The sequence below is a fragment of the Thiothrix caldifontis genome, assembly GCF_900107695.1.
Lineage (GTDB): Bacteria > Pseudomonadota > Gammaproteobacteria > Thiotrichales > Thiotrichaceae > Thiothrix > Thiothrix caldifontis.
Genome location: NZ_FNQP01000008.1, coordinates 70,151 through 89,615, shown reverse-complemented (window position 1 = coordinate 89,615; position 19,465 = coordinate 70,151). Strand labels below are relative to the sequence as shown.

Below are 19,465 nucleotides of genomic sequence, written 5' to 3'. Positions count from 1 at the left end.
ATTGTTCTCCTTGTGGTGGTGTTTCAACGGTTGTCCGGCAAGAGGCTGACCGTGGTCGTCAGGTTAATGTCAGTGCCTTCATCTCGATAGTACGGGTACACAAAATTGAAACGGGAATTGGTGGATTTGACCCGATACCTGACCTCGACCAATACCACGCCCTCGTGTTCCCGACTGGCGTCGATGTTGACCTGCTCCAGGTGGATGCGGGGTTCGTGGTACAGAATGGCGGATTCTACCTTGTCAGCCATCAGGGTTTTGATGCGGGTATCCAGATTTTCAAACATCAACTCGTCCAGATTGCAGCCGTAGTCGGGGAGCATGACCCGCTCACCGGGGCGGGTAGTGAGGAGGATTTCCAAACTGGAAGCGATGTCAGCTTCACCTTCCAGCATCGTCACGCCAGCAATGCTACGCGAAAAGTTGGGCGGAAATGACCAGCCACGCCCGATAAATGCTTGGTTCATGCGCTTAACCTCCGATCAACACAGTGAGGGCGCAGGGGGGGAGTACCGTGCCACCGGCAGCGGTCATGTCGCCAACTCTGGCAGCCGGTGAGCCACCGATCAGCACCGTTGCCGAACCTTTGATGATCGCGTCTGCACCGCAGGTGTCACCCACCCGTGCCGCAGGCAAACCGGCAATCAGCACATTGCTTGCACCGGGGGAAACAATCGGGGTGGGAACGCCTTGAGTGGCGGGGCTGGTCAGCATGTCGGTGGTGCGGGCGGCGGGAAGCATGGGGAATTCCTGTGTTAATTGATTTGTACGATACCGCCCTGAATAACGGTAGTGGCACTGCCTTTGACGGTGGTGCTGGCTCCCGACACTTCCGCACTGGCTGTCGCGGTCACTTTGAAGGCAGCGTTGGTTTTGATGTCGACATTCATGGCTTCCAGCTTCACGTCACCGCTGGCTTTGAGGATCAGATCCTTGGCGCTTTCTAAGGTAATGCCGTCAGCATTCAGGGTGAGCTTGTTGCCATTTTGGTCGGCAATCAATATGGCGGTGTCCTGTTCGGAAAGAGTCAGGGTATTGCCTGTCGGGGTTTCCAGCTTTATGACCTTGTGTTCGTCATCAAAACTGAGTTGCAGCTTTTCCCGGCTACGATAACCCTTACGGAAATTGTCATCCTTGGCGGGTTCGGGGGTGGGTTTGGCACTGCTGTGGCACATGCCGAGAATCACCGGATAGCGCGGGTCGTCGTGCAAGAAACCGACCACGACTTCATCGCCGATGTCAGGGCGGAAAAACATGCCGTGCCCCTCCCCTGCATTCAGCGTGGCAAGACGCGCCCACAGACCTTCTGCCTCGGCGCTGACCAACGGTAGGCGTACCTGAATGCGTTCTTCGCCTTCTGGGTCATTTTCCAGTGCGGTGACAACCCCTGTGTGCAAACCACTGACACCGGGTAATAAACCTGCCGCAGGCAAGGGGCGCAAATTGTAGGTGCTGGCAAAGCGCTCGGGATTGAGGCCAAACTGTACGTCGGTTTCCCAGTTACCGTTGGCGAGGTGGTGACGTACCCCGGAAACGTAGCATTTGCCTGCAAAGCGTTCCCCAATGCCAGTGATTTCGATAATGTGACCGGGCATGATGCCTGCAAAGCCTTGAAATTTGGCTCTGCCACGGATACGGGCGAGACGTTCTTGCAGCAGGCGAGCGTCTGCCCATGCTTGTAATTCGGCCTGATCCAGTTTGCCACCATGGTGAAGGGTGTGAATGTCGGTCTTGGCTGCTTGGGCGAGTTGGGCGGGGGACAGGTTGCCACTGGCGGGCAATTGGGGTTCTTGGGCTTCCGTTTCCAGCATTTCCTGAGTGCTGGCATTCCAAGCACTGGCTTTCATGCCTTTGCTTTGCCAACGCGCATCCATTTCAGCATCCAGTTCCAAAATCGTGCTGCCGTAACGGATGGCAACCACCGGTTCCGTACCGGTAGCCGGGGGGGAAATGCGTATTTTGCCGTCTTCTACCATGACCACCATGCCGTTGGCTTCGGCACGGCAGAGCATGAAATCCCAGTCACTGGCATCGTATTGCACGACGGATTTTAGTGCTGGTCTGGTGCTGGCTACCTCGGCAGTTAAGGCATGGGCGCTGATCAGCTCTTCCATAATCTCGTTGTCTTTCTTGTCAAGGTGGAAACGGCTGTGGGTTCCGTGGGTCATACTGAAGGCGGCATCACGGCACTCTACCTGCAACAGGCTGCCATTTTTGCGAATTTTGATACTGTGTTTGACGATGATTCCCTTGAAGACAGGGGTATTTTGAGAGCGGTAGCCTAACTGGATTTCGACCGCTTTGCCGGGAATGAAATGGTTGGTGTTGCTGGCGGCAAAGGTGGCTTGTGAGGCTTCGCCATCCCGTAACTGGAATTCTGCACTGGGAATGCGGTTAAGTTCGCGGCTGACCGTGACTGATAACACATGGAATTCGCCCGAAATTTCTGCCCCGTCGATCCGCAGGACAGCGGTGCAGACATCCGGGGTGGCAGGTGTGGGGATGCTGGAAGGGTCACTCACGGGGTATTACCCAGTTTGTCTAGGGGCGGGAATATTAGGGTGCTTCCCGGCTGCAATACCCGAAAGTTGTTGAGACCATTGGCGCGGGCGACTTGGGCGTAGTGGCGGGAATCACCGTAAATCCGGTGACACATCAACGGCAGGGTATCGCCTAGCTTGACCTGACGGGAATGGGTGAGGTCGGCGGACTGGCGGTTTTCCTTTGCTGCCCGTTTCTGTTCCTCAATGCTGCTTTTGAAGGTGACTTTGGCAATAGCGCGGATGGGTGTGCCATCGGGTTTGAAGAGTTTGTAGGTAATGGCGACTTCTGTAACCCGGCCTTTGAAGATGGAGTTTTTTCCCCATACCAGTTTGAAATGGCGCGGTTCGTGGGCATCGCCTTGGTATTCAATGAGGACTTGTTTGAAGCTTTTCAGGTCGTCGGCAATGGAATCGCGGGGTTCGTCGTCAATAATACCGGTGTTGTCAAACAGGAATTCAAAGCTCATTTCCTCCGGCTCGGTGTATTCGTATTTTAACTGTTGCCCACTACTGCCTTGCCCTTGCTTGCCGGATGAGAACTTGAGTTTATAGGTCTGGGTATATGTTTCCGGGTTAATCAGTGCTGTGAATTGCGCAACCGATTCTGGGATACCGCCGCTTTCCGCTTTCTTGGAATCGGTGAAGGCCAAGATCAGCATTTTTTCTAGCTTGCCTTGTTCAGTCATTAGCGTTCCGCCTTGCGCTGGAGAATGTCCAGCACCTGTTCGACGCATTCGGCAATAATGGCGTCGGTGTCAGTGGTTTGCCCGTTGGTTGGTGGTGGGCGAGCGGAGCCGGGGGGGGCTTGGGGAGCGTCCGGGGAACTGTTGACTGTCACCCGGATATGCAGTTCCTTGATTTCGATGGGCATTCGCTTAACCTGTTTGTACGGTGAAATAACGGTAAGTGAGTTCTAAGGTTTCAATCACAATGGCGTTGTCGTTGGCGTTCAGGTCGCTCACCTGCCATTTTTTGGGGATGGCATGGGCTACTTTCCAAGTGCGTAGCGGCTCACCCTTTTCATTCATTAAGATCACGTTGATGTCGGAGTGGGTAAAAACACGATCACGGAAGGCTGCTAAACACCAGTGGGTGATGTCAGATTGGGTCAACATGCCGCGCTTGAGCACTAGGTCGGCGTATTTGGTGCGCACCGGCAATTTGTGTTCAAAGCGGTTTTCGCCGCCTTCTTTGTAGCTTTCGTAATCGTATTCCACTGACAAACCGGAAACGGACTGGAAGCGCACATCGTTCTTGTCCTTGCTGATGCTGAATTCCACTTTGTAGTAAAACCCCCAGGGAGGATAATAATCCATCGCGTGCTGCCTTAGATTTTCATCAGTTTCAAACCTTCGTGGGCAATTTCAATGCTCTCGATGGCCGTTTCATTCGCATCGGATTTGAGGTCGGGGGCTGTTACCTTGACCGGGAAGCAGCGGGTGGCAGACCAGGCAGCGACAGGAGAGTGTTTTTCATTCATGAGGCGGATGACAACATCACGGCGACCGCCTGTCCGGTCATTGCTGATGGCATCCAGCCAAGTGTTGTAATCAAAATCACCTTCAAACTTGCCGCGTTTCAGGGTGATATTGCTGAATTTGCGCAGGCCGGGCATTTTGATCTTGCTGAAGTCTTTGCTGTCACTGTGCCGGTATTCGATGACTTCGACTTGCATATCCAGACCGGTGACTTCGGTGAAAGCGAGTTTCGCGCCACCCCAGTCGACCTGAAAATGGAAGCGGGGTAAAGGGTATTCTTGTGCCATGATGTGTACCACTTGTTAGGTTGGATAATGGGAATGGGGTGCTATGCCAAATCAGGATTCCGCCATCTTGTGGGAGAATTTGAGGATGATGAATTCAGCGGGGCGTACTGCTGCCATGCCGATTTCCACGATCATACGGCCTTCGAGGATGTCCAGCGGTGTCATGGTTTTGCCTAGCCCGATGGAGACATAAAACGCATGTTCTGGCTTGACACCTTGTAATGCGCCTTGCCGCCACAGGGTGGTGAGGAAGTTCTCGATCATGGCTTGGACTTTGACCCAGGTATTGGCGTCGTTGGGTTCAAACACGAACTGTTCGGTAGCTTTTTTGACCGATTCTTCCACGAAATTGAAAAAACGCCGGACGTTGACATAACGCCATTCGTTGTCGTTACCTGCGAGGGTGCGTGCGCCCCACACCAGTGGACCCTTGCCCAAGAAACTGCGTAGGGCGTTGACGGATTTACCAGCGGTGGCATCCACATTCAGGTCTTCCTGATCCTTGTTGGACATCGAGATGGTGGGCTGGATTACTGCATTCATGCTGGTATTGGCAGGGGCTTTCCAGACTCCTCGATTACTGTCCACGGCGGCATAGATACCCGCCATGGTGGAGGAAGGCGGGAGTTTGCAGGGCATGTCGCGGATGGCGGCTCTAGCCAGTTCATATACCTGATTATTGCCTGCTTGAAGGGTATTGAGTTTGACTGCCGCAGCACCATCGATCACTACATCGGTTTCCGCTTCGGCAAACGCAAAATCCAGCACAGTTTCAAGATTGGGCGCATAGGCCGCGCCGTACTTCAGAAGGTCTTTGTCTGCCGTTTTTATGCCACTGTTGCGGAAATTTGTTATAGCTGTGCGTAAAACTGTGGATGAGTCAGACAAGGAAACCTCTCCGCCATGTACGTCCATGATGACAAAGCGATCTTGCAAATCATAGCATTGCTGGAGCGCGGCAACATGCAGAACACTGAAGTTGTCGATAGAAAGGTTTTGTGCTTCGGGAAATACAATCAGTGTAGGTTCGTCTTCCTTGATTAGCGCCGTCAGCCCCTCCTGTAACTTGGATACATCAGGGGTAGAGCCAAATGTGGCTTCATAAACCCCAACTGAAACGATGTAGCAAGCTCCGCCGCCCGCCGCAAAAAACATTTGCAGGGCGTAATACATGAGGTGTTTGGAACGTGTGGCTTCCGGGAGGGCTGCGACTGCCTTGGAGCCTGTCACCGTTACCGAAATGTTTTCTTCAGCTTGCGCTCCTCCAAAGTAGGTTTCATATTCGACCATGGAGGCGATACGGGTTGGTTTTAGCCGCAAATCAGCGGAAGCCTGATTGTCAGCTTTTTGGGTATAACCAATAAACGCCGGTATTGCTGTTTCCACTGCTGCAATGGAGGGAGGGAATTTGGGGATTTCTTCGATGTAAACCCCAGGTGTTTTGTATGCTGTTGCCATGGTGTGTACCGCCTGCTGTCTAAATGTGGAATGCGGGAGCCAAGAATGACTGTGTAATTAAGCTGTGTTTGCCTTGCGAATCTTCAGCAGATCCGGCGTATGTTCCACTACCTCAATCACCCGGCTGGAAGGCACCGTTTGCCCCCCCTCCAGTGAAAAGCGGTTCATACCCAAGGCGGCCCAGCGCCCCGGAATCCCGCGTGGGCGGTCATCGGGGCCTGGCATTTTTTCTAGCAGCTCGCCATCTGCCCCAAATACCAAGGTTTCACGCGCCCGCCGTGCCGGGGGAAACGTGAATGCTTGGGTGGGTCGGTATACCAACAGTTCGCCTTCATCCTCTTCAAAGGAATGTGTCCAACTGCCGAGGATGGGAGGGGTGTCGTGTGGCATGGCTTGCATGACGGCTGCTTCCTTGATTGATGCTGTGGAGGTTAAAAGGTGGAAATCGTACCGCCCATCCTTTCGTAATCGGTGAGTGATGGTTCCCATGAAGAACCATTCCACCATTTATGGTAAAGGGCGCTATCCGTACCAGTGACAAACACATCCAAACGGTTAGAACCCCAAGCAACGGCACGCGGTGATGAGGTGCAAATACCGCCCATGCGTTCGTAATCGGTGAGTGATGGCCCCCATGAAGAACCGTTCCACCATTTGTGATACAGGGCGCTGTCGGTGCCGATCACAAAGACATCCAGCCGGTCAGCACCCCACGCAACCACTTCGGGGTCGCCTACGCAGATACCGCCCATGCGTTCAAAGGCACCGCTCAATGATGGCCCCCATGAGGAGCCATTCCACCACTTGTGATACAATGCCCCGTCAGTACCGACCACGAAGACATCCAGACGGTTTGCTCCCCACGCCACTGCGCGTGGTGCGGACATGCAAACACCGCCAAGACGTTCATAGCCATTCACTGACGGCCCCCACGCCGTGCCATCCCACCATTTGTGATACAGCGCCCGGTCGGTGCCGATCACGAAAATATCCAGCCGATTTGCGCCCCATGCCACCACTTCCGGTTGCCCGATGCAGACCCCGCCTAGCCGTTCGTAACCAGTGACGGACGGCCCCCATGCAGTGCCATCCCACCACTTGTGGTAAAGCGCCCGGTCGGTGCCGATCACAAACACATCCAAGCGGTTTGCACCCCAGGAAACCACCCGTGGATCGCCGACACAGACCCCGCCCATGGCTTCATAACCGGTGACAGAAGGCCCCCAAGAAGAACCGTCCCACCATTTGTGGTAGAGAGCGCTATCGGTACCGGTCATGAACACATCCAAACGGTTTGGCCCCCAAGAGACGGCTTGTGGCACACTGGTTCCAATTCCCCCCATGGCTTCCGAGGTGGTCAGGGTTGGCCCCCACGAAGAGCCGTTCCACCACTTGTGCTGGAGTTCACGCTTTTGATCCAGCATGAAAACATCCAGCCGATTGGCATCCCATGCGATCACGGGGGAAGAGCTGGGGCGTGGTGCCGAAGCTGCAAAGCCAATACTGCTACGCGGGCCATCGAGGCAAGCGTGCATCCGTGCTACTTGACCGGCGGTAAACATGAACATGGCAGCATCATCCACATAATCCATGTAATTCATGAACATGTCACCGTGAGGGCCATTACCGCACGAAACGCTTGGAAACGTGGGTGTACCGGCGTTGGATGCTGCCTGATTGGGCGTGTCAGCTACATTATCGCTACCGGCACAGCCTGTGCCATCATCTCCCCAAATATGGTTGAGATTTAGCCAGTGACCGATTTCATGCGTGGCAGTACGTCCCCGGTTAAAGGGGGCAGCAGCGGTGCCGGTGGTACCAAAAGCAGAGTGTAGAATGACAACGCCATCGGTTTCTGCGGCTCCTCCCGGAAATTGTGCATACCCCAGCAAGCCATCCGATAGTTCACAGACCCAAATATTGAGGTAACGATCGCTCGGCCAGGCATCTGAGCCATTGGTAGCATTGGACTTCACGCCATCATCGTAGCTAAAGCTATTGGCAGTGGTTTGCTTGCGGACAATACCGGTTGACGGTGTGCCATCAGGGGCAGTGGTTGCCAGAAAAAACTCAAGCCGCGCATCAGCGGTGAGTGGGCGGAAGGGGTCAGGAGTAAGACTGACATCCGCGTTGGTGCGGCGGAAATCCTGATTCAGCACGTCTATCTGGCTGTTGATTTGTGCATCGGAAATATTCTGTGCTGGGGTTTTCCATAGCACATGCACCACTACCGGAATACGGGTAATGCCGGTGCGTTGGTTGATGTCGGCTCGGCTGGTATAGCGCAACGCCATATTTTCAATGTCATTGCGGGCGCGGACATAAGCGGGTGAGCGCGATAATAGGCGGCGGTGGACATTCATCGTCGCACAGGTGCGGCGGTGTGGTGTGGAATGCTCGCTGTGGTTTTCATCACCGGCTTGGCTATTACCGTCATCGCTGGTTTTCAGAGTGTCCCCCGGCATTAAATACGCGGTATCGGTATCTTTCAGGGTGTCCCCCGGCATCAGATTATCCGTATCGCTGGATTCCGCCGGTGGCATATCGGCGGTGTGTAAGTGTGGTGTTGGGTTTGAATGATGGGTGCTCATGATGATTAGTCCCTTTGGTTGGCAGGTATTTCAAGATGCCTTATGGTGAATATTGTTGATAATGTTTTGGATAAGCCCAGTTTCACCTTGATTAGCTTTGAACTGCAATTCCAACATCCGCAACGTGTATAACACGAAGGGATACTGTTTCCCTCCTAATGTGCCCCATAAATGATTCACTTCTTCCATATTAGGGGAATACAAATCCATAATGAGTTTAAAAGAGACTAACTCATCCAGATTATTGGTGGCGGTGGGGGGAATAATAGACGCTGGGGAAACAGACTCAGGGGTAAATACATTATGGTATTGAAAAAAACGAATTGCCCGCGATAGCATGACCAGTGCATCTTTATAATCCGTATGGGTGGCTGCAATCAGTACCTGAAAATTCAGAAACACCGGTGGTGGGCTGTAGATGGCTTTCTGGTTGGTTGTATCATATTGATACTGATAGGTATTTTTTAGGGTTTTTTCCTCCTTGGTATTAACGATAGAGAAAATTAGCGCATTTCTTAAATTATCGCCATTACCGGCACTGCCTGAAACACCCTCTGCCAAATTACCCAGTTTGGCTTGTTCCACCGGCGCATCATAATACTGTGTCAAATGGCTATTAAATTCTTTTAAAATAATCGAGAAGGCATGTAAAATCATAAAACACGCTACCGCCCTACCTTGTCATTTTAGTGGTATCTTAATCTCGCAAGAGTGAAAAGTTTTATTCACATGCATTAACATTAGTCAAAAAAAACATAATTGTTCTTTGAAATATTCTATTGTTACTAATCACATCATTCTATTTAAGCAAAAGTAATACAGGTGTTGTTTTTATGCTCTATATGATTCGGTGACAATACCCTTACACGTGTTGCGCCTGTTATGATCAAGGCTTGTTAGATCAGCCCAAAGCAGGAGTCCGTAGTGGAGAACGCCGCTAATGCAACGAATCACGCCCTCATTCATGACCCGTCAACCTATCTCATTGAAAAAGAGCCGTATTATGTGCCAGTCGGTAATGAGATTACGTTATTTGAAGCCGCTTACGCCAACCATTTGCCCTTGCTCTTGAAAGGCCCGACGGGCTGCGGCAAAACCCGTTTCATGGAATACATGGCTTGGCGCTTGCGCCGCCCGATGATTACGGTGTCGTGCCACGATGATTTGACGACTTCCGATTTGGTGGGGCGTTATTTGGTGAAGAATGGCGAAACGGTGTGGGTCGACGGCCCGTTAACGCGGGCGGTGCGTTCCGGCGGTATTTGTTACCTCGATGAAATTGTCGAGGCGCGTAAGGATACGATGGTGGTGATTCACCCACTGGCGGATGATCGGCGCATTATGCCGATTGAAAAGCTGGGGCAATTGTTGGAAGCACCGGACAGTTTTTGTCTGGCAATTTCTTACAACCCCGGCTACCAAAGCGTGTTGAAGGAATTGAAGCAATCCACCCGTCAGCGTTTCGTCGCCATCGAGTTTGATTACCCGAAACCGGCATTAGAACGTGAAATCATTATGCACGAAACTGGGTTAGCCCCCGCCGTGACCGATAAATTGCTGAAGCTTGCCGAAATGACCCGCAATCTGAAAGACAACGGTTTGGAAGAGGGCGCATCCACCCGCTTGTTGGTACACGCGGGCAAGCTGATTTCCAAAGGTGTCGAGCCACGGGCGGCGTGTCAGGGGGCGATTGCGCTGGCGTTGACGGATGACAGTGACATGATTGCGGCGATTAATGAGCTGATTGGCGCACTATTCTAGGAGATGGGTTTGAAAGCAACGGAGCAACCCTATGCTTACGCCACTTTGCTGGAGCGGCTTGAGGAGCTGTATGAAGTTGAATTTACGTGGCTGAAAGTTGAGCAACTGGTCGCAGGTTTGGTCAATTTAGACCGCAATACGCAAGATTTCATCCTCGGTTGGGCAGAGCGTTTGCTGACCACCAATGTTTACATTAGCCACGAATTCATTATTCGCGTGGTGGAGGCGTTGGATCGCTTGGAACGGCGCGTGATTGAGGCTTGGGCAGTTCACGCGGCAGATACTTTTGACCAGCAGGGGTTGCGCCCGGCCTTGGCGGTGATTCAACAGGTTGATAGCTTTTTGGAAAGCGCTCATGCCCATGCGGAAGGGGTTGCTTTTGATGAGGTTGAGTCGATTTTGTCGACCTTCGTGTGCGGATTGTCGGGGCGGCGGCTGAAATTGGCGCAAGGCGAGTCGGTGTACACCGACAGTGAAACACTGTATTTGCCGAACATTACCGCGAAATTGGTGAAATCTAAGGATAATTTCCTGTTGTGCAAGGCGCAGGTGGCGTTTATGTGGGCGCAGACGCGCTTTGGCAGTTTTCGGGTGGATTTTGCGACGGCATTCGCGGATTACCCTGATCGGCAACAGGCGTTGGCGGCGTTTCATGCGTTGGATACCTTGCGTCTGGAAGCGTACATCGAGCGTGAATTGCCGGGCTTGTGGCGTGATATGCAGCACTTGGAAAACTTGTACGATGAAACCTCTTGTCCCTCCCCTGATAAGGGGAGGTTAGGAGGGGTTTCTTTACGCCTGCAATCCCCCAACGCCACTATCAACGACGTATTAGCACTGATTCCAGAGGTATTAGGGCAAAGCTTCCCGCCACGCATTTACCAACCTAGACTTAATCCTGAGGCTGTTACTGCTTGTATGTTGGCGCGGATGGAGCGGGAAAAGATTTTATTGCGGGTGAAGTTGGCGGAGTTGGTGAAGGAGCATAAGGAAGAAACCCCTCCCGACCTCCCCTTGTCAGGGGAGGAGGAAGAGAAGAAAGAGGTTGCGCCGCCGGAGTTTGAGATGCGCGAGGTGCAAGAGGGGCAGGGCATGGAGTTGGTGCTGGATGATAAGCCGATTGCGCCACCGGAAGACGTGAAGCAGTTGCTGACCTCGATTATGTTGGATTGGGGGGATGTGCCACCGGAATTTTTAGTGCCTGCGGGGGATGGGGAATACGATCCGTCCTTGTACCAAAAAGAAGAAAAAGACATTGAGGATGTCTGGAAAGGGATTTACCACGAAGAGGGGGCGTTTTTGTACCGCGAGTGGGATTTTGCCCGCCAGCATTACCGTAAAAACTGGTGTGTATTGCGCGAATTGGAATTGCCCCCCGGCGATCCGGCGTATGTGGACAAAGTGCTGGATAAGTATCAGGGCATGATCAAGCATTTGCGGCGTACCTTCGAGGCGATGCGCGATGAAAACCGTTTGCTGAAACGCCAGTCGCAAGGCGATGACGTGGATATTGATGCGCTGGTGGAAGCGCTGGCGGATAGCCGCGACGGTAGCGAAATGAGCGATAAGCTGTTTCAACACATGCACCGAGCAGATCGCAGCATGGCGGTGATGTTCATGGTCGATATGAGCGGTAGCACCAAAGGCTGGATCAACGATGCCGAGCGCGAAGCCTTGGTGATGTTGTGCGAAGTGTTGGAAAAGCTGGGTGACAGTTATGCGATTTACGGCTTTTCGGGGATTGGGCGCAAGCGTTGCGAAATCTACCGCATTAAAGCGTTTGACGATTTGTATAACAGCGCCACCAAAGCGCGGATTGCGGGGATTGTGCCGAAAGATTACACCCGTTTGGGGGTGGCGATTCGCCATTTGACCGAAAAGCTGAATACGGTGGAAGCGAAAACGCGGTTGCTGATTACGCTCTCTGATGGCAAGCCGGAAGATTATTTCGACATCTACAATACGCAGTATGGGATTGAGGATACACGCCAAGCCTTGTTTGAAGCGCGGCGCACGGGGATTCATCCGTTTTGCATCACGATTGACCAGCGCGGCAAGGATTATTTGCCGCACATGTACGGTCACGCCAATTGGGTGGAGATTGATGATGTGAAAAAGTTGCCGTTGAAGGTGGCGGATATTTACCGGCGGTTGACTTCTTGAGCTGACCTGACTGACGTAGAGACGCAAGATTTTGCGTCTCTACAAACACCCCGCTGGTATCTGAATGATCTTGTCTGCCAACATTTGCACTGTGGGATTGTTATTCACAACGATTCCGAAAGGCAGTTTGTGCTGCTCCACAAACTGCCGTAAAGCCGTTAATTGCTTCACTGCCGTTTGCTGTCCTAGCTTGATTTCAATGGGTAAGATACCAAAGCTGCCATCCAGTACCAGATCAACTTCAGCACCATTTTTGGTGCGGAAGTAGTAATAATCCCAACGAGTGACGCGGGTCGCCTGTATGCCTTTGATGATTTCTTCGGTAACAAAGGCTTCAAAGTTCTGCCCGACTTGCGGGGAACGCAGCAGCGCTTCACGGGTTTCAATGCTCGCCAGATAATGCGTCAAGCCGCTGTCACGCAGAATACCTTTCGGCATTTTTAGCGCTGATTTACTTTTGCTATTTTCAAACGAGGGGATGGTGCGCCAGATATAGGTTTTGTCAGCAATTTCAATATAGTCGCGGATGGTCACTTCTGACACATCCACCGAACGCCCCAGTTGTGCCTTATTGATGATCGTGCCAGAGAGCGATGCCAACATACTGATAAAACGTCGGTAACGAATGCTATCCAGACGCGGAAATAGTCGCCGGATGTCACGATTGATGTAGGTCTGGTAGTAGTTTTCCATCCACAGCCCGAAGGCATATGGGTCTTGCGTCAACACAGGTTCAGGATAACCGCCGCGTAAAAATAACGGAATCACATCCGGGATCGGATTTTCCAGTGTTTTCAGGTAGTCCAGTGTATCGCTCGTCAGCGGCTGCTCAAAAATACGGTAAAATGCTGGCAGTGGCTGTTGGAGAATTTCGTTCATTTTCAGCGTGCCAATTTCCACAATCGCAATTCGACCTGCTAACGAATCACTGGCACGTTGTAACAGCTCCGGTGAACTTGACCCGGTTAGGATAAAGCGCCCTTTTTCCTCCCGTTTGGCATCAATCATGCCGCGCAGGTGGCGGAACAATTCAGGGTCTTCTTGGGCTTCGTCAATAATGATGTGGCGTGGGTATTCGCGGAAAAAGAAGTCGTAGTCGCGGCTGAGAAAGTCGTGGTCAGCGGCATTTTCCAGATCAAAGTAGCGCCATTCTGGGCGTAGCTGTTGGCTGAGGGTGGTTTTGCCGGTTTGCCGCGCACCAATCAGCAACACCACCGGAAATAGGGTGAGTAGCAGATGGATTTTGGTTGCTAAATTGCGCTTTATATCAGACATATCCAAAGTCTACGTTAGGATTTTTCTGGTGTAAAGGATTTCACTGTTTTCAGCAGGTTAAAAATTTCACCTGTACTACGCTATAACCTGTAGTGTAATTAATGTGTTGTGGTTGAGCGAGGGAGTGTTATGGTCAGTCTACTGAAAGTATGTGGCGTGGTGGTGGTTGCCAGTTTCTTGTCATCGTGCGCCAGTGTGGGGGAATCTGTACCCAACTTGATTACCACGGCTGCGGATGATCTGTCGGGGTCGACGGCAAAAACGGCGCAATGGTTCGCCGACAATCGCAACAGCCCCCTCCGTTTACGGGCTTTCCTGAAAAAAATGCCCAAAGGCGGCGACATTCACACCCATCTTTCCGGCGCGGTTTATGCGGAAAGTTATCTGCAATGGGCGACGGATGAAAAGCTGTGTGTCAATCCTGAAACCGGGGTGATTTCGGAAAACAATCACGAACCCTGTCAGGTAAAACCGGAAGTGCCGGTTGCTACGGCAATGAAAGATTCGGAATTGTACGGCAAGCTGGTCGACAAGATGTCCTTGCGCAATCTGGAGTATGCCGAGCAATCAGGCCATGACCAGTTTTTTGAAGCCTTTGCGAAATTTGCAGGGGGCAGCAAAGGGCAGATGATTGCTGAGTTGAGCAACCGGGCAAGCCGCCAAAACATTGCCTATTTGGAAATGCTGATCACCGTTGGCAAGAAGTATTCCAAGCAGTTCTCGCAACAAGTGCGTTTTGATGGCGATATTGATGCGGCTTACCAGCAAATCATCACGGCTGGCTTAAAAGCCACGATTCCAGCAGGTCAGCGAGAGTTGCAGGGCGTTGAACAGCAAGCTAAAGCTGTGTTGGCTTGTGATTCTGCTAATGCCCAAGCAGGCTGTGCCGTGGAGCGCCGTTATCTATTACAGATTAACCGCACGGGTGAGCCTTCGCGTGTGTTTGCCGAAATGGTGTATGCCTTTGAAACGGTCAAGGCAGAGCCGTTGGCTGTGGGGGTGAATATGGTTGCCCCGGAAGACAATGTAGTGGCACTGCGCGATTATGATTTGCACATGCGCATGATGGGTTACTTGTCGGCTCGTTATCCTAGTGTGTCGATTTCTTTACATGCGGGTGAATTGGCGCTGGGATTGGTTCCACCTGACCACTTGCATGACCATATCCGCAAAGCGGTTGAAATTGCCGGAGCCAAGCGGATTGGGCATGGCGTGGATGTCATGCATGAGGACAATCCTTTCCAGTTACTGAAAACCATGAAAGATAAAAATGTGCTGGTTGAAGTTTGCCTGACCAGCAATGATGCGATTCTGGGCGTGGAGGGTAAGCAGCATCCTTTCCCGGAATACCTCAATGCTGGTGTACCTGCGACACTTGCTTCGGATGATGAGGGCATTTCCCGGATAGACCTGACCCACGAATACCAACGTGCCGCGTTGGATTATGGTTTGAGCTACCCTGACTTAAAAACGCTGGCACGCAACAGTATCCATTATGCCTTCCTCAAGGGTGAAAGCCTGTGGACGAATCCCACTTATCGTCAGATCCAGCCTGTTTGTAATAAAGCAGATGTGGCTGAACTCAGCGCATCCTGTCAGCAGTTCCTGAATGCGAATGACAAAGCTAAAGTTGAATGGACGCTGGAAAAGCAGTTCCGGGCGTTTGAAAACGGTAGCTGGATGTAATTACAACTTCGACATCCACTGTTCGTGGAACTGTGTTTCTGGTAACTGCCAGACCTGTGTATGTAATTGGCACAGCATGTCAGCATCTTCTAAGATCACTAGCCGTTCGCTATTGGAAATCGAGCCGGGGCCTTGTTCCAATAGACGCTTGACCAATTCCTCACGTTGTTGGCGTGTTCCCTCGGGTACGTTGGAGCGTTGCGGGATATAGGTCATGTGCTGCTTGAACGCCAGCGGGTCAACCAAGACACGGATGAACAGGTCACGGGTGGACATGCACGGGTTCGCCAGCATTTCTGCGTAATTTTTCTCAAATGCTTGAAGGATGTAATCGGGGGCAACTTCATCCGGGGTGCGGAACAGATTGGTTTTGACATCGGTTTGCACACTAGTCAGCATCCCCAGCGGCACGGAAAATACCAAGCCTGCGATCACGGGCGACATCCACCAGAATGCCATCGGGTTGACGAGCCACAATAATGCGCCCCACGCTAACCCTGTCCAGCTAATCCAGCCGTATTCACGCAGCGCATCTTCCCACGCCAAGCCACCGCCGGTGCGTTGCTGCGTACCCCATACGGCACGTTTGCCCCGCAGGATTTCCACCACGAATTTGCTGTAAAACATCATCCGCACGGGTGCAGTTAACATGGAGAGGATGGTTTCCATGAGAATGCTGCCGGTTAAGCCCAAGACGCCACCGAAGTGTTGCACCGTTTTGCGCTGAATCGCTTGCGTCACCCCAAATGTTTTGTAGAAAAACAGCAAAAACAGGGTCATGACAAACAGTGCGGTATTCCCCAGCGTGAGCGGAATCAGGGTCAAATGCGGGTAAAACACGGCAATGGCACTGAGAACCACCAGCCAGCCCAACCAAATCAACGAGCTGACGTAAGACATAATCCCACCCAACAGCAGGAAGCGGTGCAAGTGCGGGATGCCATGCGCCCAAATGATCAGCCAGTGTTGCAAGTTGCCCTGACACCAGCGGCGATCCCGTTTGAGGGAATCCATCAATGTTGGCGGCGGGCGCTCGAAACTGCCTTCCATGTCATAGGCTAGCCAGGTTTCCCAGCCTGCCCGACTTAATAACGCCGCCTCGACAAAATCGTGGCTGAGGATTTCCCCACCCAATGCACCGCCTTCAGGCAATTTGGGTAAGTGGCAATGCCCCATGAAGGCTTGGGTGCGAATAATGACGTTATGCCCCCAGTATTGGCTTTCGCCCAACCACCACCAATGCAAGCCCGCAAAGAAAATCGGGCCGTAGATGCGGTTCACGAATTGCTGCCCACGGGCGTACAGCGTATCCAAGCCGATGGTGTACAGTGGGGTTTGGATTAAACCAACGCGCTCGTTACGATCCATCGCATCCACCAAGCGTACCAATGCATCGCCCGTCATGAGGCTATCCGCATCCAGCACCACCATGTAGGGGTGGCGTTTGCCCCAACGGCGACAAAAATCCATGACATTGCCGCTTTTCTTTTTGGTGCGATGTTTGCGGCGGCGGTAATGGATACGATCAGCCGAGCCAACGGTGCGGCACAATGCTGACCAAGCAGCTTCTTCACGCAACCAATTGCTGGCATTGTCCGAATCCGAGAGGATGTAGAACTCGAAGTGGTGCAACTGTCCGGTTTTTTCCAACGATTGGTAAATGCTTTGCAGCCCGGCGTACACATAGGCTATGTCTTCGTTATAGATGGGCAGCAAGATTGCGGTGGTTTCGCGAGTTTGCAATTGCGGTAAGGGGGTATTGGGGGCGCTGGCAATACGGTTTTGCCCCCCGAAATTCAGTACCCATACACCTGCCACAGCAGTCATAAACCCCAGTGCTAACCATAAAAACAGCACAGTAAAAGGTACAACCACCAAGATTTTCCAGAGAAAACCCAGTTCACTAGGCAGGTTAGAGCCTAGCCAAAAGGTCGCTAACCCGGTTAATAAGGCAATGGCGGAGAAAAATACCACGCGCCGCCGAAAGGCTATCGCTTGCCAGGGTATCTGCTCGCTGTGTTGGCTCATTTCGTGATTAAGCGTTGGCGTGTGCGTGCTGCTGATGGCAACAAGGTAATGGCTTGTAAGGGAGCAACCCGAATGCTGCTGCGCTCAAAGCGTGGGCCAGTTTTATTGGTACGATTATCCGTTTTGTTCTCGGTTTCCTCCACACTGCTACTCACGTCCACTGTGGTTTTCTTGCATTGACAGCATGAGCTATCCGCGTTACCTGCTTGCATTAGTGCCAACTCTTCTTGTGCAGTGCTGATAAACAGTTGGATGAGTTCTTGTTCTGTAAATAAGCCTGCACGGGCAAGTTTGCCGGTGATGCGGGCGAGTAATTGCTCACGTTCTGCTTCGGGGAGATGATGCAGTTTCAAGTAATCATTGGCACGTTTTTTTGCTAATCCCCAGGTTGCTGAGGTGGTGGTATCCAGTGCTGACGTGTTGGATGAGGTTTGTGTTAACTGTTCAGTCATGTGTATCAATCCATGCTAGGGTTGTTAAGGTCAATACGTTTAGTGTTGTTATAGGACTGTTCTGTTCACTGTGCATTGCATAGCGACTCAGGAATAGGGTAAGACCACGTTTCGCTCAAAGGGTTTACACCGTCTGTCAGACGAATCGTTGCGGTCATGGGTTTGTCACAGGTTTCGGGGAATACTGCGGCAATCACACGCCAGCCGTTGACATAGGGGTTTTCTTGTATTGCAGGCGGTTTAGTTTGTCCTACGCCGTTTAAAGTAACTTCTGCCTGTGGCCACGCATTGGCAGGTTGCTTAGGTACATCGGTAAAGTCGACGATAAAACGGATACGACCTTTATGACCGGGTAATCCATCAACCGCTTTGTTGGTGGCACGGGTGGCAACGACTTTGCCCAATGTGTGTGCAGCGGGTTCATCCGAGCGCCATGATAGTCGGTAATGTAAATGGCGGAAGGCATTTCCCGCATCACTTTTCCAATAGGCCACAATATTATCCACAATGTCGGATTGTGTATGCAAACGCAACAGTTGAATGCTGCCTTTGCCCCAGTCTTCGAGGGGTTCTACCCAAACACTTGGGCGTTGATGATACCACGCTTCTAAATCTTGGTAATGGTCGAAGTCACGGTCACGCTGCATTAAACCAAAACCCGATACATGGGGAAAAGGCAGGGATTGTAGGTTGAAATAGGGGACTTCAACCAAAGGTTGCCAGAACCAGTCCTTGTTTTGTTGTACCAGTAAGCCATCAGAATCATGTACTTCTGGGCGGTAGTCACCGTAGTGTTGCTGGGAGTTCTCCCCGTGGAAGAACATGCTGGTGAGTGGGGCAATGCCAATTTCAGCCATGTCCTTGCGCGGATACAGTTGGGTTTCAACTTCCATTTCGGTGTTTTTGCCGGGGGTGAGCACGAAGCGGGTTGCACCTGTGGTAGAGGCTGAGTCCAGCAAGGCACAGAAAACCATGGATTTTGCATCTTTAGTAGGCTTTTCCAGCCAAAACTGGGTGTAATCGGGGAATTCCTCCTGCCCTTCCAGCGAGGTATTGATTGCCAGCCCGCGTGCGGAAAGGCCGTATTTTTGCTCTTGCCCTAAGGCACGAAAATAGCTTGCCCCTTGGAAAACCAGCGTTTCGCTGTGCATATCGCCTTCATTGGTTTTGCCCAGCTTTGATAAGATGCGGAAGCCCGTAAACCCCATATTGGGTTCGTCTTGCTCGAGGTTGAGGAAATCGACCTCTGAGTAGTCGAAGTAACGGCTCGAAAAGTTAAGCGGTTGCGCTTTGCCATTTTCCCACGTGAATAATTGAATGGGGTGAATGAAGTGCATTCCGGGGTGCATAAATTCTAACTGAAAGGGTAACTCTTCGGCTCGCCAGAAGGTTTCATCCCGCCGGAACTTGATGTGCTGGTAATGGTCGTAGGTAATTCGCCCGGTATCGACCTTCATCATGGGTGTTTTGGTGAAGGGTTGAGTCGACAGTTGTTCAGCAACTTGCTTAACGTGATTGAAACAGCCAGTGTCAGCCTGTGCAGACAAAACAGGTAGCATGAGCAGGGTGAGCGATAAGAGCCAGTTAGGCAGGTTGGATTTCATGATGGTGGGGATACCGAAGAACATTCTACTGAGTGAGTTGCCAAGATTGACCATGGGACTTGAGTGAGAAATTCTAGAGCAGAATTGAAGTGACGTCTAGCGGTATATGATTGGCATGACGGGCACTTGGTCGTATAGT

Annotated in this window: 18 protein-coding genes; 3 read left to right on the top strand and 15 right to left on the bottom strand. The window is 51.9% G+C overall.

The annotated features are described in order from the left end of the window. Positions 1-23: 23 nt before the first annotated feature. Genes BLV87_RS08320 through BLV87_RS08270 form a run of 11 tightly spaced genes read right to left on the bottom strand, consistent with a single transcriptional unit; the run spans position 24 to position 9,014 of the window. Positions 24-467, bottom strand: coding sequence for a GPW/gp25 family protein (locus BLV87_RS08320; RefSeq protein ID WP_093067354.1), 444 nt, complete (start codon positions 465-467; stop codon positions 24-26). 4 nt (positions 468-471) lie between these two features. Continuing rightward, complete coding sequence (locus tag BLV87_RS08315; protein WP_093067352.1) at positions 472-741, bottom strand: PAAR domain-containing protein; 270 nt, start codon at positions 739-741, stop codon at positions 472-474. Positions 742-755: 14 nt separating this feature from the next. Beyond that, positions 756-2,522, bottom strand: coding sequence for a type VI secretion system tip protein VgrG (gene vgrG / locus BLV87_RS08310; protein ID WP_093067350.1), 1,767 nt, complete (start codon positions 2,520-2,522; stop codon positions 756-758). After that, complete coding sequence (locus BLV87_RS08305; protein ID WP_093067347.1) at positions 2,519-3,229, bottom strand: CIS tube protein; 711 nt, start codon at positions 3,227-3,229, stop codon at positions 2,519-2,521. The genes vgrG and BLV87_RS08305 overlap by 4 nt, the downstream gene beginning before the upstream one ends. After that, positions 3,229-3,414 (bottom strand): DUF5908 family protein, encoded by a 186-nt coding sequence (locus BLV87_RS08300; protein WP_093067345.1) that lies wholly within the window; start codon positions 3,412-3,414, stop codon positions 3,229-3,231. Before BLV87_RS08300 ends, BLV87_RS08305 begins: the two co-directional genes overlap by 1 nt. Before the next feature lie 4 nt (positions 3,415-3,418). Then, complete coding sequence (locus tag BLV87_RS08295; RefSeq protein ID WP_093067343.1) at positions 3,419-3,859, bottom strand: phage tail protein; 441 nt, start codon at positions 3,857-3,859, stop codon at positions 3,419-3,421. An 11-nt stretch (positions 3,860-3,870) separates the two neighbouring features. Continuing rightward, positions 3,871-4,308: a phage tail protein gene (locus BLV87_RS08290; protein WP_093067340.1), complete on the bottom strand. Its 438-nt coding sequence runs from the start codon at positions 4,306-4,308 to the stop codon at positions 3,871-3,873. A 51-nt stretch (positions 4,309-4,359) separates the two neighbouring features. After that, positions 4,360-5,766 (bottom strand): phage tail sheath family protein, encoded by a 1,407-nt coding sequence (locus BLV87_RS08285; protein WP_093067337.1) that lies wholly within the window; start codon positions 5,764-5,766, stop codon positions 4,360-4,362. A 57-nt stretch (positions 5,767-5,823) separates the two neighbouring features. Next, positions 5,824-6,165, bottom strand: coding sequence for a hypothetical protein (locus BLV87_RS08280; protein ID WP_093067335.1), 342 nt, complete (start codon positions 6,163-6,165; stop codon positions 5,824-5,826). A 32-nt stretch (positions 6,166-6,197) separates the two neighbouring features. Next, positions 6,198-8,357 carry a DUF8189 domain-containing protein gene (locus BLV87_RS08275; RefSeq protein WP_217629961.1) on the bottom strand — a complete coding sequence of 720 codons (2,160 nt, stop codon included), beginning with the start codon at positions 8,355-8,357 and terminating at the stop codon, positions 6,198-6,200. A gap of 30 nt (positions 8,358-8,387) precedes the next feature. Continuing rightward, positions 8,388-9,014, bottom strand: coding sequence for a Pvc16 family protein (locus BLV87_RS08270; protein ID WP_093067332.1), 627 nt, complete (start codon positions 9,012-9,014; stop codon positions 8,388-8,390). 267 nt (positions 9,015-9,281) lie between these two features. Here BLV87_RS08270 and BLV87_RS08265 point away from each other — a divergent pair, with 267 nt between their 5' ends. Both BLV87_RS08265 and BLV87_RS08260 read left to right on the top strand, forming a co-directional pair. After that, positions 9,282-10,118 carry a CbbQ/NirQ/NorQ/GpvN family protein gene (locus tag BLV87_RS08265; RefSeq protein WP_093067329.1) on the top strand — a complete coding sequence of 279 codons (837 nt, stop codon included), beginning with the start codon at positions 9,282-9,284 and terminating at the stop codon, positions 10,116-10,118. A 9-nt stretch (positions 10,119-10,127) separates the two neighbouring features. Then, on the top strand, positions 10,128-12,281 hold the full coding sequence (locus BLV87_RS08260) for a nitric oxide reductase activation protein NorD (protein ID WP_245706962.1): 2,154 nt from the start codon (positions 10,128-10,130) through the stop codon (positions 12,279-12,281). 39 nt (positions 12,282-12,320) lie between these two features. On the opposite strand, the gene BLV87_RS08255 is transcribed toward BLV87_RS08260, so the two are convergent. Next, positions 12,321-13,556 (bottom strand): ATP-binding protein, encoded by a 1,236-nt coding sequence (locus BLV87_RS08255; protein ID WP_093067327.1) that lies wholly within the window; start codon positions 13,554-13,556, stop codon positions 12,321-12,323. A gap of 129 nt (positions 13,557-13,685) precedes the next feature. Between BLV87_RS08255 and BLV87_RS08250 the strand changes: the two genes are divergently transcribed. Continuing rightward, positions 13,686-15,242: an adenosine deaminase family protein gene (locus tag BLV87_RS08250; protein WP_093067325.1), complete on the top strand. Its 1,557-nt coding sequence runs from the start codon at positions 13,686-13,688 to the stop codon at positions 15,240-15,242. Here BLV87_RS08250 and mdoH read toward each other — a convergent pair whose 3' ends face one another. The 3 genes from mdoH to BLV87_RS08235 all read right to left on the bottom strand — a co-directional run bounded on the left by mdoH (position 15,243) and on the right by BLV87_RS08235 (position 19,326). After that, positions 15,243-17,270 carry a glucans biosynthesis glucosyltransferase MdoH gene (gene mdoH / locus BLV87_RS08245; protein ID WP_093067322.1) on the bottom strand — a complete coding sequence of 676 codons (2,028 nt, stop codon included), beginning with the start codon at positions 17,268-17,270 and terminating at the stop codon, positions 15,243-15,245. Further along, positions 17,267-17,722: a hypothetical protein gene (locus BLV87_RS08240; protein ID WP_093067319.1), complete on the bottom strand. Its 456-nt coding sequence runs from the start codon at positions 17,720-17,722 to the stop codon at positions 17,267-17,269. Before BLV87_RS08240 ends, mdoH begins: the two co-directional genes overlap by 4 nt. A gap of 65 nt (positions 17,723-17,787) precedes the next feature. After that, on the bottom strand, positions 17,788-19,326 hold the full coding sequence (locus BLV87_RS08235; protein WP_175517884.1) for an OpgD/OpgG family glucan biosynthesis protein: 1,539 nt from the start codon (positions 19,324-19,326) through the stop codon (positions 17,788-17,790). Between the last annotated feature and the right edge of the window lie 139 nt (positions 19,327-19,465).